We start from the raw sequence: 14,617 nt of genomic DNA on the forward strand, positions 1-14,617 counted from the left end.
AAAAAGATATTTGGTTAGTTCAGGGCCAGGCCGTGAATTTTATTTTACTAAGCATAAAGTTATATGCACAGGTATCATAAAAAATATCTAATCGGGAATGATTTGATACGAAACGGGAATAATTTAATGTGTATAGTTTAACCTGTCATTTAGCGGCGAAACGCCAAAATAACGCTGATACAAACCTGCAAAATGGCCCCGGTTTGCATAACCTAACATCGTACTGATTTCGCCAACGGGTAAATCTGTTTCTTTTAGCAGCTTTTGAGCAAAATCCATGCGCTGTTTAATGATATATTGCCGGATGGGCAAACCAAAAGCTTTTTTAAATTCACGTTTTAAATCGCATTCATTCAAACCTACTTTTCTGCTGATGTATTTTATGGATGGACTTTGATAGGGGTTTTCATCCAAAAGTTGTTTCGCGTTCTCTATGCAGGAAAAATGACGGTCTGAAATACTTTCAAAATGTTTTTCCAGGTTATTGGTTTGCAGAAAATCCATCCAGAAATAAATAAATTCAAGCATTTTAATTTCCAGTAATAATGCATTTGAAATTTGTCCTGCCTGAATCTCAAAAAGTTGTTTTTGTAAATTGATGATGTTTCTGTTGAAGCAATATTTCTCAAAACGATCCGACAATTGATTTTTTTCCAGTTTAAGGTATTTTCCAGGTATAAAAAAGCGAAATCCATCAACTTCTGTAATTTCCCATTCAAATTTTTTATCCCCCTCTATGGATGCTGAATGAATTTGTCCGTCTTTACTCAACCTGAAATCAATCAGTCCCTTTTGCCCTACGGGATCGTGTGAGAGAAAAGTAGAATCTTCCTTAAATTTCCATTTTCCCCTAAAAAAATGGATATCATCTCTCATAAATAGTTGTAATGAGCCTACTCCAACCTGTTCGGGAAGTTCGAGATGATGGGAATTCCAACCTTGATGAATATTGAAATCATAATCGTTAACCAGTGTATTTGCAAATTTTACTGGATTGATATAGGGCAATTTCAGTTCCATATTATTGCATATTAGGATGTTATAATATTATGCCAACATACAAAATTCTTGTTACATCTGCCAATTATCTTTTGGTAAAAGAAAAAATTTACCATGATTATTATCAATTAGTTTTAGTCCGCTTGCGGGACAAAAGCTATCCGTTTGCAAAAAAACGTTCGTATAAAGCATTATCCTTATATTTACTAAATGATTAGATTATTTGATGAAATGCCGACCGAAATTTTGCAGGATGTTAAAGTGGGCGATATGGTTACCGATACTTTTAGTAAAACCGGATTAGTAGAAAAGATTGAAATCAGTGATGATGGTTTGTACCGCATTTACGAATTCATTTTAGTTACTGGCCGAAGTATCACCGTCAAAAAATAATCTTCTATTCTGATTCTCTAATTTACATCCCCAATATGTCGCTGTTTATTGTTCTTTTTGGAATTTTACTGCTTTTTGTACTGATTTTAAAGAAATTAAACCCTATGATTGCCCTGCTTGCTGTGGCCATTGTTACGGGTTTATTACTGGGCATGCCAGCCACCAAAGTAATGGCTTCGGTAAGTGAAGGGATTGGAAGCACTTTGGGCAGTATGGTTATGGTGCTGGCCCTGGGTGCCATGATGGGTAAATTGATTGAAGACAGTGGCTCGGCAAAAAAGATTGTATTTATTCTTATTCGTGCATTTGGACAGAAAAATATTCAGTGGGCAGTTTTATTAACGGGTTTACTGGTTGGTATTCCGCTTTTTTACAATGCAGGTTTTGTGGTTTTAATTCCGCTTGTATTTGCTATTGCTTCTGCTACAGGTTTATCAAAATTATACATCGGCATTCCTATGGCCGCAGCTTTATCTGTAACGCATGGTTTTCTGCCTCCACATCCCGGTCCGGTGGCTTTAGCAGGAATATTCCATGCCGATATAGGGAAAACTTTAATTTACGGCCTCATTTTAAGCATTCCAATAGCCATTATTGCAGGCGTTTATTTCCCAAGGTTAATTGTAAAACGAACAGCGACCACAACTTCATTCAGTATCGATGAGGAGCTCAATCTCCCTTCTGGTTTTAAGAGTTTTATTACCGCCTTACTTCCTGTTTTTTTAATTATTGCCGGAACTATTGGTAATGGGATAAAGGCAGACTATATTTTAAAACCCTTTTTCACTTTCCTTGCAGATCCAACTTCGGCACTACTGATTTCTGTTTTATTAACCCTGTTAATTCAAGGGGGAAGCATTACAAAAGCGATGGAATCTTGTACCGAAGGTGTAAAAAGCATTGCCATGATTGTACTGATTATTGCTGCGGGTGGTGCATTTAAACAAATTTTAGTCAATAGTGGTGTTGGAGAAACCGTTAAAATACTAACTGCCGGTTTAAATCTGTCGCCGCTTTTACTGGCCTGGCTTATAACGGCCTCCCTTCGGGTAACACTCGGCTCGGCAACCGTAGCCGCACTTACGGCTTCGGGCATGGTACTGCCGCTCATTGGACCAACAGCTCCGCCAGAATTAATGGTATTAGCGGTTGGTGCAGGAAGTTTGATGTTTTCTCACGTAAACGATACGGGTTTCTGGATGTTTAAAGAATATTTTAACCTCAGCTTAAAGCAAACCTTTAGTACATGGACCATGATGGAAAGTATTGTATCCATATTGGGCCTGGCTGGTGTACTTCTTTTAAATCAGTTCAACTTTCTTTAAACAGGTACTATTAATATAACCGTTTACTATAACAATTATATTATTTCAGTTGATCTTTCAGGATTACCCAAACATTTTCGGCCAGTATTTTATCTCCCTCTGCTGTTGGATGAATGCCATCCGCCTGGTTCAGCTTTGGAATTCCCCCTACTTTATCTAATAAAAAAGGAATCAGTGCCATATTATTTTTCTTAGCCAGATCAGGAAACATGTTTTTAAAATCTGAAGCATATTGAGCACCCATATTCGGTGGAATCTGCATACCGGCCAACACCAGCTTTGCATTTGGATATTTGGCTTTTACCCGATCAATAATATCCTGCAAATTTTTAATGGTTTGGGCAACAGGAAGTCCTCTTAAACCATCATTTGAACCCAGCTCAAGTACGAAAACATCAACAGGTTGTTTTAGTAACCAATCAATCCGGCCTTTACCGCCCGCAGAAGTTTCGCCGCTTAAACCTGCATTAATTACTTTGTAAGGAAGTTTTAAAGAATCTATTCTGTTTTGAATTAAAGCAGGATATGCTTCTGTCGGATCAAGCCCATAACCAGCGGTAAGACTTGTACCGAAAAAAAGTATATTTTTAGTTTTCACTTCAGTTTTTGCGTCCGTATGGTCAGCTGAATCTAAAGTTTTATCGTTATTGGTTTTATTCTGCTGATTTCCGCATGAAGCAAAGAAAACAGTCAAAACAAATAATCCCATCAGGCGTTTTCGTAACATATGCAACTATTTCTGTCTAATAATAAATTAGTAAATTAACAGGCCGCAACCTCATTATGTTTGTCGCTTAACCTTCATTTAAAATTAAAATACTCATCAATTGGAAAGTATCCTAAACATTCGAAATGTAAGTAAAATTTATCAAAGTGCCGGACGGGAATTAACAGTTCTGGATCAAATTAACTTTTCAATTACAGCAGGTTCAACGGTAGCCATTACCGGGCCATCCGGAAGCGGCAAAACAACTTTACTGGGTTTATGTGCCGGCTTAGATCAATCGAGCAGCGGAAGCGTTGAACTTAATCAAATTGCTTTAGAAAAATTAAATGAGGACGAGCGTGCGGCAGTAAGGAATAAGTATGTAGGCTTTATTTTTCAGAATTTTCAATTGCTGCCTACTTTAACAGCTTTGGAAAATGTAATGGTTCCGCTTGAATTACGCGGAGCAAAAAATATTAAAAACCAGGCGCTTGAGCTTTTGGATAAGGTTGGTTTGGTTAACCGTTCCCATCACTATCCGGTACAATTATCAGGAGGCGAACAACAAAGGGTTTCTTTAGCCAGAGCTTTTTCCAATAAACCAGCCATACTTTTTGCAGATGAACCTACAGGAAATCTTGATGCAGAAACCAGCGAAAAAATAATTAAACTTTTATTCGATTTAAACAAGGATGCCGGAACAACGCTGGTAATTGTAACCCACGATTTGGAACTTGCTGCCCGCACCAACCGCATCATCAAAATAAAAGGGGGCTTAATTCAATCAGACGAAAGCCAAAGCCATGACTAATCAAGCCGTTGCCCCGCAAAAAATCAGTACATCCTGGCTGTTTAAAATGGCCGGGAGAGATAGCCGCAGAAACCGGTCGAGGTTGCTCCTGTTTATTTCGTCTATCGTTTTAGGCATTGCGGCTTTAGTAGCTGTGTATTCTTTCAAAGATAATCTGCAAAGAGACATCGATCAGCAGGCCAAAGAATTAACCGGAGCAGATTTGGTAATAGAAAGCCGGAAAGCCATCAGCAAAAATTCCCAAGCCATGCTGGATACCCTTGGTGATGAACGGTCGCAGGAGAAAAGTTTTGGTTCTATGATCTATTTTTTAAAAGGCTCAGGAAGCAGATTGGTGCAGATAAAGGCTTTAAAAGGCAAATATCCATATTATGGTTCTATTGAAACCAGTCCGGCAAGTGCAGCAACAACATTTCAAAATGGCAGAAACGCACTGGTAGATCAAACACTAATGCTTCAGTTTAAAGCTAAAGTTGGAGATTCAGTAAAAATTGGTGAACTTAATTTTCTAATTACCGGAATATTAAATAAAGCACCGGGACAAACCGGAATTTCGGCTAGTGTGGCACCCATTGTCTATATTCCATTCCAATATTTAGATCAAACCAAATTAATCCAACTGGGAAGCCGGGTAATTAACCGTTTTTATTACCGTTACAATAATCCTTCTTCAGTTGATGCATTTGTTAAAAAAATACAGCCAAGATTTGATAAAGAAGGCCTTGATGCGGAAACTGTAGAATCAAGAAAGGCCCAAACCGGACGGTCATTTAGAGATGTAAACCGGTTTCTAGCTTTATCAGGATTTATTGCCTTATTGCTAGGTTGTATTGGGGTGGGCAGTGCCATTCACGTGTACATTCAGGAAAAACTCAGTGCCATTGCTACGTTAAGGTGCTTAGGTTTAAAGGCCAGGGATGCTTTCTTTATCTATCTGATTCAGGTTGCGATTATCGGATTTATTGCTGCTGTTTTAGGCGCATTGCTCGGTATGATTATTCAATTTTTGTTCCCTTTGGTGATGAAGGATTTTATTCCTGTCGAAGTAACCATGCAAATTTCCTGGCTGGCCATCGGACAAGGTGTATTGCTTGGATTAATCATTTCCATTCTTTTCGCCCTCCCTTCTCTCCTTTCTGTTAGAAAAATTTCTCCATTAAATGCCATTCGTGCTTCCTTTGAAAAAGCTGCAGGCAAACGTGATTTTTTACTATGGTTTGTTTATTTTTTGATGATACTCTTTGTTTTTGGCTTTACCTACCTGCAAATGAAAGGTTGGATGCAAACACTGATGTTTACCGTAGGTATTTCAATCGCATTTTTATTACTGGTTTTATTTTCAAAAATATTGATGTTTCTGGTTCGCAAGCTTTTGCCAGACTCTTTAAGTTATTTGTGGCGGCAAGGTTTTGCAAATTTGTATCGTCCGAATAATCAAACTTTAATGCTTACGGTTTCTATCGGGTTATCTACAGCATTTATTTGCACTTTGTATTTTGTTCAGGTCATTCTTATTAACCGGGTTACATTTTCTTCAGGAAAAAATCAGCCGAACATGGTTTTGTTCGATATTCAAAATACTCAAAAAGAGCCATTAAATAAACTGACAACTTCTTATCACTTACCACTCATGAACCAGGTGCCGGTTATTACCATGCGGATTGAGGAAATTAATGGCAAAAAAGCCAATGCTGACAGCAGTAACCGCAATGCTTTCAGAAACGAGATCAGGGCTACTTATCAGGATACATTAACGGCGGCAGAAAAAATAACTTCGGGTACCTGGATTGGAAAAGCAGACCCGGGAAAAACCATTTATATTTCGCTGGATCAAATGTTTGCGGAGCGGATTCGTGTAAAATTGAAGGATACGATTTTGTTTAATGTACAGGGGATGATGATTCCAACGGTTGTTGGCAGTTTAAGGGAAGTAAACTGGAGCAGATTGCAAACCAATTTTCGTGTTGTATTTCCTTCAGGTGTACTGGAAGATGCACCACAATTTCATGTATTAATGACCAAAGTACCATCTAACGAAGTTTCGGCCCGCTTCCAGGCTGCAGTTGTTCAGGATTTTCCAAATGTTTCCGTTATTGATCTCGATCTGATCTTAAAATTACTGGATGAATTGCTCAGCAAAATTGGCTTTGTAATTCGGTTTATGGCCGGTTTTAGTATGGCCACCGGGTGGATTGTTTTAGTTTCGGCTGTATTAACGAGCAAAAATCAACGTACAAAAGAAAGTATCTTGTTGCGGACGATGGGTGCAAGTAAAAAGCAAATTTTAACCATTACAGCAATAGAATATTTCTTTTTAGGCTTTTTCGCCTCTGCAGCAGGATTAATTTTAGCACTGGGTAGTAGCTGGGTTTTGGCTAAATTCCTTTTCGATGTTTCTTTTGTTCCACCACTAATTCCAACCTTAATATTATTTGGTTCGGTTATTTTACTGGTTTTAATAACGGGTGTTTTAAGCAGTCGAAATGTATTAAACCAACCCCCATTAAAGATTTTAAGAAATGAAGGAAATTAAGTCTTAGCGTTCAATAAAAGGATTGTCACATTACAGAACTTTCATTCTGAGCCTGCGGAGAGTTTCGGCAGGCCCAGAATGATAAATATTCCTTAGTTCTTCACCCTGTTTTTTTCTTCATCAGCACCTGATGATTCATGTTTGGATGGTGTAGAAAATGCCTTTCCAAAACGATAACTATAACTTAATACTACGGTTCTGGAATCTCCCCGATTGGTCCAGTTGGCTTCTGTTTTAGCCAGGTTATTAATTACCCCAACAAATACACGGTCTCTAAAAATATCGCTGGCAGAAAGTTTTAAAGTACTTTTTGGCGAAAGTTTTTTCTGAACAGCGGCCCCAAATTCATGTACTGCGCCCACCAGAAACTGCACATTTGATAGCTTACTTTGGTATCTGAAATTTGCCTCTGTATTCCAGGTCGGACTTATTTTCATTTGTAAGTTTGGCGTGGTTCTAAAATAAGTTCCGTTTGTAGATAAAAAGCCCGTGTAAAAATCTGTCTTCGAAATAATATTACCCAGTTCCAAATAGGCATTTAACTTAAGCCATTTTGTAATGTCAATTTCTCCGTTTACCGAGATATTTTTAACTGTAGTTTTACCCACATTTGCTGGTCTGCTGTAGTAAGTACCATTTAAAATCTCAATGGTTTCATTTACCTCATCTCGTACCCAACTATAACCGAGTGTTGTGGTTATTTTATTTTTAAAAATATGAGAAAGCTCCAGGCTCTGGGTAAATGCCGGCTTTAAAAACGGATTTCCCACATAGTAAGTAAATTTATCCAGTGGAGAAAAAAATGGATTTAAATCCTGATAATATGGCCGGTCTATTCTTCTTCCATAATTTAAACCCAGTTCATTATTTCCTGCGGTATCCAGTTTGTAAGTGAAATAAAATGTTGGAAATAAACTATTATAGGTTCTTTTAAAACTAGAGTCGGGTTTTACCAGGTTACCTAGCTGGTGGCCATTAGAAATGGTATTTTCATACCTTAAACCAGCCTGTAAGGAGAACCTTTTGCCTTCCCGGCTAAAGTTCAGGTAAGCAGCATTAATGTTTTCTTTATAAATAAAATGATTGCTTTTTTCGTAATCGGCTACCGTTTTATTATTTGCTGTTATCGAATAGTCGGCAATATTATTGGTTTTGGTATAAGCGGTTTTTAAACCTGCATCTAATTTCCAGTTATGGCTTAAAGGCTGAGAATAATCTGCCTTTGCAGTATAAATATCAATGTTTGAAGGTAAATTACCGGATAAAATATCCTGTGATTTTAAAGTCATATCAGACAGGTAACTATAATTATAATAAGCCTGATTTGTTTGGTTTCTGTAAAGCAAATAATCTGCATCAACGGTTAATTCTCTGCCTGCTTTATCGAATTTATGCCGGTAATTTAAATTGACACCTGCATTTTGATAAAGAATGCGATCAATATTTTCTGCTTTAATTACAGAATCCAGTTGTCTGCCGGCATTTGACAAATTACTCGTATTATTATTTACCTGTTTTGATTTTCGGTTCATACCCGTAAAAACCATTCCCCAGGTTGTTTTGTCAGATGCATAATAATCCAGTCCGGTTTTTAGATTTAAAGTATTTCCGTGTCTTCTGAAATATGAATTCTGATTAAAATAGTAATCTGCACTTCCATCATCCTTTTTATATTTCCGGTTTAAATCCAGATCGGTAAAACTATTGTTCAGATTGTAACTTAAATTTCCAAAAACATTAATTTTATCCTTCCTGTAGTTGAAATTGAAGCTATTGTTAGACCGTGTCAGCTCGCCTTGATTCAGACTCAGATTTACACCGCCGTTAAAACCGGTAATCTTTGTTTTTTTAGTTTTAATATTGATTACCCCTGCATTACCCGCGGCATCATATTTAGCAGGCGGGTTGGTCATTAATTCAATCTGATCCAATGAAGATGAGGGTAAAGATTTTAAATAGTTTTCAAGGTCGGCTCCGGATAAATAAGTTGGTTTATCATCAATAAAAATGCTCACCCCGTTTTTACCCTTTAAAGTGATGTTCCCGTTTTGATCTACATTTACACCCGGCGATTTACTTAAAACATCCAGTGCTGTGGTTCCGGTATTGGATATTAAAGCATCAACATTTACAACTGTCCGGTCTATTTTTCTTTCTACAAAAGCTTTTTGTGCCGTGATGTTTACCTCCTTTAGATGGGTAGCAGCAGTACTTATTTTCAAATCGGCCAGGTTAATTTCCGGGTGATTTGCATCCAGCAAAAGAATTCCTGTTTTATAAATAGGTGCTCCTAAAACGGAGATTTTAATCTGGTATTGACCATAGCTTAATTTTTCAAAGCTAAAAAGTCCATCAGCCTCTGTAAATGTAGTTTTAAGCAAAACAGAATCTTTCATTAAGGCTACTGTTGCAAATTCGATATTTTTCAAATCTGCATCTTTCACATGTCCGTAAATTTTAGTCTCAGGTTGCTGGGCTTTAGCTAAAGTTGAAGCAATACAAAGACACGTGACTAAAAAAGCCATTAATTTCAGTTTCATATAGAGTTTGTGAGGGTATTCTGGTTAGAATTTATTTTTAGTATCAATCTCGTAGTTGTACATTAAAGAGTGGTTATCTCTTTTAAGGTATTTTGATTTGTACTTTTTATGCAAACCCGATGATTGTTTCACCCCATTTACGATCAGATTATCCTTATCCAATTTATAAGATAACTTAGTAGTTTGACTAATTATACCATCTTTCATCAGTTCACTATTAATCTCATCTGTGTAATCCGTTCCGTCGCCGTTGGTTACACTTACAGACTTAACAGCATGCTCTGTGCTGGTTTTAACTTTAGCTTCTCCTTTTGGAGAGGAAGTAATAGAATAAGTCACTGATGATGGCGGTGCAGGAGGCATTACTGGCGTAACAGGAGTTGGTGGAGTTGCCGGGGTTGGAGGCGGCGTACCTAAGTTTTCAGGCATAGGAATAGAAACCGGTGTTGGTGGTGTTGGCGGAACAGGTAAATTCCTTCCTTCTTTTGCATATCGTTTAGTATCTTCTACATACTGCACAGCATCTTTAGCAAATTGTGCTGCATCTCTGGCATATTGCGCTGCATCAGCCGCGTAACGCTTCTGATCTTCTTCGTATCTTTTTTGATTTTTACTATATTTCGCATCGTCTACAACACGTTGTTTATCTGCAGCTTGTAAAGCTTTATCATTTGCTAATATCTGCTGATCCATAGCACGTACTTTATCAGAAATTGCTTTTTCAAGATCCTCCGCTGATTGATTTTTTCCAGATGTGCTTGCTTCTTTGTTTTTAACAGATTTGTTCTTTTTAGTTGTGTCTTGTACTATTGTGTTTTCAATAGTGGTAGTCGCAGTCGAGATGTGTTTTTTAATTGCAGTTTTTGCCTGTCCTGCATTTTTAAACGCAGCGGTACACAGCACTACAGAAACGAGTGCTAAGGTTAAAATTGTCTTTTCCATTTTATTTAATGTTGATTTGGTATCGAATAACATCCTGCTGGCACGGTGCAACAGGTTATTTCTTTTCCCGGTTATGGCCATTGCATATTGAGGAGCTGTTTGTTTAAATTCCTGACAAAAGATTAAGGCTTTAACATAATTTTTGCGGTCGTTAACACAGGCAATTGCTAAATCATCACAACAGTGCTCCCTTTCTGTTTTAATTAATTTTGAAACCCATAATACTGCCGGGTTAAAAAAGAATACGATTTCGATAAAACTTTGAAGAAAGTTGACCAGATAATCTTTGCGCTTAATGTGTGCCAGTTCGTGAGCAAGAATTGCTTCTACTTCAGTGCCTGAAAGACCATTTAACAGGCCAAGCGGAATCAGAATCAGCGGTTTAAAATGACCTACAGCCATGGGCACCTGGGCAATTCCGGATTGTAATATTTTAACAGATTGATTAACACCTAATTTTGCGGCAAGTTCATCAAGTTTTTCATCCCATTTACGGCCGGCAGCATAAATTTTATTGGTTCTTAAATGATAAATGGTATTAACACCAACCAGTAGCTGGATGCTTTTTGCACAAATAATTAAGAACCAAATCAGTACAATCTGGTAATTATAGGTGTTCCAAATGGAGCGTATTTTATCTAAATTTAATTGTAAATCTGTTTTAACACCCCCTACAACCTGTTGGTTTATAACTTGTGTTACATTCCCAATCTGTTTTGGATTATTCAAAACAGATTGCACAGTATCTTGCGTAACCAGTTCATTATAAAATACAACTCCAATAGCAATTACAAAAAGGCTTAAACAGGCGGTTAGTAAATTATACCTGGTTGCCGCACTCGATTTACGGGTACTAAACATTACCAAGCCACTTAGCAACGCCAGTACAACACCAAGCCAAAGAGAGTGAAAAAGTGTTGTACCCAGGGCATTTAGCCAGTTTTCGGGTAAAAGATTAACTATTTTAAATTCCATAATTGTGGTTCTTTAGAATCTTATATTTCAATTATTAATCCATGCTATCCAATAGCCTCTTAATCTCTTTGATATCTGATTTCGATGTTTTTTCATTGCCCAAAAGCTGCATCATTAGTTTCGAAGCTGAGCCTTTGTAAAGGGTATTTACAAAACGATCCAACAGCTGATCTTTAGTTTTTTCTTCAGCTTCAACCGGAATATAAATGTGTTTCATCTGACTTTCATCACGTTTCAAAATTCCTTTCTCGGTTAAAATCTGCATTTGCTTCAAGGTCGAAGTATAATTGACTTCCCTTTGCTCATTCAATTTATCGTTTACAAACCGAACTGTAGAGGGACCAAATTCCCACAGTACCTGTAATATTTCCAGCTCAGCTTTAGTTGGTTCAGGAAGGTTATTTTCAGTCTGGTTACTTTTCATAATCTAAAGGTACGATAGTTTTCGTACGAAACAAATATTAGAGAAATTATTTTTTTACAAAAATTAAAACACAACTTATAAATAACTAAAAAACAATACGATACAAATCATAAATTCATAAAAAAAACCTGACAAAAATAAATTCTTTTTATCAGGCTTCCTGATGACTGCATATATTCAGAAAATCAGTTGTTTTTCAAGGCTTTAATTATGGCAATAATATCTTCTTCACCATAGCGACTTTCCGCATCTTCAAAAGTTTGTAAAACTGTTTGAGCCAGAGGTGACGAAAGCCCTTCATTTTTCGCCAGTTTCAAATCTTTAACAATATGTTTCAGCGCAAATGCCGCATTAAAGTTATCCTGAGTAATGGCATCACCTTTAATTTTAGTAAAAGTGTTGCCAATTGCGGCATTATTGATCAGGTTTAATAAATCTTCGGTTTTAACCCCCTGTGCATTGGCAAACAATACCGTTTCGGCTAAACCCTGTGCATAATAAGCCAACAGCGAATTAATAGCCAGTTTTGTACTGTTACCAGCTCCGTTATGGCCAACCAGCAGGGCCATTTTCCCAAGTTTTTCCAATATGGGTTTGGCCTTATCAAATGCCTGTTTGTCTCCACCAACCATAATCACCAGCTGTCCGGTTTCTGCTTGTTTTACGCTTCCGGAAACAGGGGCATCTAAATATTCATTCCCGCTTTGCTTACAAATTTTTGCCATTTCTTTCGAAATACCCGGCGAAACGGTGCTCATGTTGATGATTATTTTTTTTGAAGCTTGAGCTTTTAAAAGCCCTCTTTCGCCTCTAAAAATTTCATCTATTGCTTTATCATCTGAAACCATTATAAATACCACATCTGTTTTTTCAATTAACTCTGCCGGGCTCGAAGCTATATCAGCACCGATATTCTTCAGCGAAGTTTCCTTTTCTTTGTTTCGGTTATAAACGGTAACCGGGTAAGCAGCTTTTATTAATTGTCCGGCCATGGGTATGCCCATATTGCCTAAGCCAATCCATCCTATTTTAGTATTATTCATTTGTTTTTATTTACAAGTACTTGTTTAACAAATTTGGCAAACAAAAAGCTGAAATCTATTAGTAAATGGTAAAAATGCTATAGAGGTAACAAAATATAATTTAAGGTTTAACTTTGTTAATAGATTTAAAAAATATGAGCAGCCTTCTTAAAGATTTATATTCTCCGGCCTTTTACGAAAGATTAAGTAATGTTTTAGCGATTACTATTCCGGATTTTGATAAGCCTAAGTTTATCAAAGAAATTTTTACGCCTGACTTTGAGGCTAAGGAATTAAAGGAAAGGATGAAACATACTGCTAAAGTATTGCACCAGTTTTTACCCGCTGATTATTCGCAAACTATTGCACTCCTTAAAAAATTAATTAATCAGCTAAGGATAAAAGGCATTGGAGAAGATGGTCTTGCTTACATGTTTTTACCAGACTATATTGAAACTTATGGAATTGATGATTTTTCAAATTCAGTAGAGGCATTGGAATTTGTAACTCAGTTTGTAAGTTGCGAGTTTGCAGTTCGTCCATTTATTTTGAAATATGGTGATGATATGATTCATGCAATGGAAAAATGGTCATTGCATGAAAACTATAAAGTACGCAGATTGGCAACCGAGGGCTGCCGGCCAAGGTTACCCTGGGCAATGGGTATCCCGGCACTAAAGAAAAGTCCCGCTCCGATTCTTCCCATATTGGAAAACCTTAAAAATGATCCTTCTGAATGGGTTAGACGCAGCGTTGCCAATAACTTAAATGATATCGCGAAAGATCATCCTCAAACTGTTTTAGAAATAGCTAAAAGGTGGTTGGGCATAAGCAAAGAAACAGATGCCATTATAAAACATGGCTGCCGTACTTTATTAAAACAAGGCCATGTTGAAATATTAAAACATTATGGTCTTTCTGACGAAGGAATTCTATTGTCTGATTTTAAAATCCTTACTCCTGAAGTTAAAATTGGCGAAAGCCTGGAGTTTTCATTTTCCATAGCAAATACAAATCAAACAGCGCAAAAAATCAGGTTGGAATATGCTGTTTATTATAAAAAGCAGAATGGAGAGAATACGAAGAAAGTATTTAAAATTTCGGAACGAATTTATCCTGCCCATTCGAAAACGGCAATAAACCGAAAACAAAAATTTGTTTTAATTACGACAAGACGTTTTCATTTGGGTACCCATCAAATTTCAGTAGTTATTAATGGAGCAGAAAAAGACAAGATGAGTTTTGAGTTGCTGGTCTAAAGGATACTTATCAATTGATCTAAAAAAGCAATTTGCCTTTCGTTAATGAGTTTTGATGCTTCTGTGTAATTAAACCATCCCGCTTTATCTATTTCAGGAAAGCTTTTCATTTTTCCGGAACGGGGTGGCCATTCTATTTCGAAAGTATTGCTTACCATTTTTGTATGATCGCAATCTGCCTCAATTGCCCAGCATAATACTTTTTTCCCTGCTTTTTGTACAACAGGGTTTAATTCGATGAAACTGCCATTCAACAAAAAACTGGTTTCTTCTTCAAACTCTCTTATTGCAGCGTTTAATGGTTTTTCATTTTCCATAATTTCACCTTTAGAAATTGTCCACCAACCTGCATCTTTTTTAGCAAAGAAAGGGCCGCCGGGATGAACCAGGAAGAACTCTGTTTCGGTTTTTGTTTTACGGAAAGGTAAGAGACCGGCGCTTTGTTTCATTGAAGCAAGTTAGCCGTTTTATTTTAGATTGGATAATCGTATTTAAAGCTTTTGGATAGCTTTAGATGATTTAGCGATTAGAAATACCTTGGTGTACCCATTCTCAGGCTCTTGCGGTTGAAGAAATAACCCACTGAAATCTCATGGGTACCCCCGCTGTAACCCTGCAAAGCCCCGATTGAGAAATCATAGGCATAACCGATCCGTAAATTGCTGTTAGCAAAAAACTGGGCCGCCAC

13 protein-coding genes are annotated in these 14,617 nt (G+C 37.1%); 5 read left to right on the forward strand and 8 right to left on the reverse strand.

Going from position 1 to position 14,617, the window contains the following annotated elements; translation table 11 throughout:
• Positions 1-123 precede the first annotated feature (123 nt).
• A complete protein-coding gene (locus O0955_RS11970) occupies positions 124-1,020 on the reverse strand; it encodes a helix-turn-helix transcriptional regulator (RefSeq protein ID WP_269427774.1) in 897 nt (298 codons plus the stop codon).
• Positions 1,021-1,209: 189 nt separating this feature from the next.
• Here O0955_RS11970 and O0955_RS11975 point away from each other — a divergent pair, with 189 nt between their 5' ends.
• Both O0955_RS11975 and O0955_RS11980 read left to right on the forward strand, forming a co-directional pair.
• Positions 1,210-1,392 (forward strand): hypothetical protein, encoded by a 183-nt coding sequence (locus O0955_RS11975; protein ID WP_269427775.1) that lies wholly within the window; start codon positions 1,210-1,212, stop codon positions 1,390-1,392.
• A gap of 35 nt (positions 1,393-1,427) precedes the next feature.
• Entirely contained in the window at positions 1,428-2,717 is a 1,290-nt protein-coding gene (locus O0955_RS11980; protein WP_269427776.1) for a GntT/GntP/DsdX family permease, read from the forward strand.
• 40 nt (positions 2,718-2,757) lie between these two features.
• On the opposite strand, the gene O0955_RS11985 is transcribed toward O0955_RS11980, so the two are convergent.
• Positions 2,758-3,444: an arylesterase gene (locus O0955_RS11985; protein ID WP_269427777.1), complete on the reverse strand. Its 687-nt coding sequence runs from the start codon at positions 3,442-3,444 to the stop codon at positions 2,758-2,760.
• Between the two features lie 100 nt (positions 3,445-3,544).
• Between O0955_RS11985 and O0955_RS11990 the strand changes: the two genes are divergently transcribed.
• Positions 3,545-4,234, forward strand: a complete 690-nt coding sequence (locus tag O0955_RS11990) for an ABC transporter ATP-binding protein (RefSeq protein WP_269427778.1) — start codon at positions 3,545-3,547, stop codon at positions 4,232-4,234.
• On the forward strand, positions 4,227-6,767 hold the full coding sequence (locus tag O0955_RS11995; RefSeq protein WP_269427779.1) for an ABC transporter permease: 2,541 nt from the start codon (positions 4,227-4,229) through the stop codon (positions 6,765-6,767). The genes O0955_RS11990 and O0955_RS11995 overlap by 8 nt, the downstream gene beginning before the upstream one ends.
• Positions 6,768-6,859: 92 nt before the next feature.
• Here the strand turns inward: O0955_RS11995 and O0955_RS12000 are convergent, their stop codons facing one another.
• From O0955_RS12000 to O0955_RS12015, 4 genes are all read right to left on the reverse strand, one after another.
• On the reverse strand, positions 6,860-9,307 hold the full coding sequence (locus tag O0955_RS12000; RefSeq protein WP_269427780.1) for an outer membrane beta-barrel protein: 2,448 nt from the start codon (positions 9,305-9,307) through the stop codon (positions 6,860-6,862).
• A 24-nt stretch (positions 9,308-9,331) separates the two neighbouring features.
• Positions 9,332-11,224 (reverse strand): M56 family metallopeptidase, encoded by a 1,893-nt coding sequence (locus tag O0955_RS12005; RefSeq protein WP_269427781.1) that lies wholly within the window; start codon positions 11,222-11,224, stop codon positions 9,332-9,334.
• Positions 11,225-11,258: 34 nt separating this feature from the next.
• Positions 11,259-11,648 carry a BlaI/MecI/CopY family transcriptional regulator gene (locus tag O0955_RS12010; protein WP_269427782.1) on the reverse strand — a complete coding sequence of 130 codons (390 nt, stop codon included), beginning with the start codon at positions 11,646-11,648 and terminating at the stop codon, positions 11,259-11,261.
• A gap of 185 nt (positions 11,649-11,833) precedes the next feature.
• On the reverse strand, positions 11,834-12,691 hold the full coding sequence (locus O0955_RS12015) for an NAD(P)-dependent oxidoreductase (RefSeq protein ID WP_269427783.1): 858 nt from the start codon (positions 12,689-12,691) through the stop codon (positions 11,834-11,836).
• A gap of 134 nt (positions 12,692-12,825) precedes the next feature.
• Here O0955_RS12015 and O0955_RS12020 point away from each other — a divergent pair, with 134 nt between their 5' ends.
• Positions 12,826-13,929, forward strand: a complete 1,104-nt coding sequence (locus O0955_RS12020) for a DNA alkylation repair protein (RefSeq protein ID WP_269427784.1) — start codon at positions 12,826-12,828, stop codon at positions 13,927-13,929.
• Here O0955_RS12020 and O0955_RS12025 read toward each other — a convergent pair.
• Both O0955_RS12025 and O0955_RS12030 read right to left on the reverse strand, forming a co-directional pair.
• Positions 13,926-14,378, reverse strand: a complete 453-nt coding sequence (locus O0955_RS12025; RefSeq protein WP_269427785.1) for an NUDIX hydrolase — start codon at positions 14,376-14,378, stop codon at positions 13,926-13,928. The genes O0955_RS12020 and O0955_RS12025 overlap by 4 nt on opposite strands.
• 77 nt (positions 14,379-14,455) lie before the next feature.
• Positions 14,456-14,617, reverse strand: a complete 162-nt coding sequence (locus O0955_RS12030; RefSeq protein ID WP_269427793.1) for a type IX secretion system membrane protein PorP/SprF — start codon at positions 14,615-14,617, stop codon at positions 14,456-14,458.

This window comes from Pedobacter punctiformis (assembly GCF_027213715.1).
GTDB classification, from domain to species: domain Bacteria; phylum Bacteroidota; class Bacteroidia; order Sphingobacteriales; family Sphingobacteriaceae; genus Pedobacter; species Pedobacter punctiformis.

Bases quoted from the DNA above. Each gene is read 5' to 3' on its own strand.
- O0955_RS12010 (WP_269427782.1), bottom strand. From the start codon at position 11,648: ATGAAAAGTAACCAGACTGAAAATAACCTTCCTGAACCAACTAAAGCT.
- O0955_RS11970 (WP_269427774.1), bottom strand. From the start codon at position 1,020: ATGGAACTGAAATTGCCCTATATCAATCCAGTAAAATTTGCAAATACA.
- O0955_RS12015 (WP_269427783.1), bottom strand. From the start codon at position 12,691: ATGAATAATACTAAAATAGGATGGATTGGCTTAGGCAATATGGGCATA.
- O0955_RS12025 (WP_269427785.1), bottom strand. From the start codon at position 14,378: ATGAAACAAAGCGCCGGTCTCTTACCTTTCCGTAAAACAAAAACCGAA.
- O0955_RS12020 (WP_269427784.1), top strand. From the start codon at position 12,826: ATGAGCAGCCTTCTTAAAGATTTATATTCTCCGGCCTTTTACGAAAGA.
- O0955_RS11985 (WP_269427777.1), bottom strand. From the start codon at position 3,444: ATGTTACGAAAACGCCTGATGGGATTATTTGTTTTGACTGTTTTCTTT.
- O0955_RS12005 (WP_269427781.1), bottom strand. From the start codon at position 11,224: ATGGAATTTAAAATAGTTAATCTTTTACCCGAAAACTGGCTAAATGCC.
- O0955_RS12000 (WP_269427780.1), bottom strand. From the start codon at position 9,307: ATGAAACTGAAATTAATGGCTTTTTTAGTCACGTGTCTTTGTATTGCT.
- O0955_RS11980 (WP_269427776.1), top strand. From the start codon at position 1,428: ATGTCGCTGTTTATTGTTCTTTTTGGAATTTTACTGCTTTTTGTACTG.
- O0955_RS11975 (WP_269427775.1), top strand. From the start codon at position 1,210: ATGATTAGATTATTTGATGAAATGCCGACCGAAATTTTGCAGGATGTT.
- O0955_RS11995 (WP_269427779.1), top strand. From the start codon at position 4,227: ATGACTAATCAAGCCGTTGCCCCGCAAAAAATCAGTACATCCTGGCTG.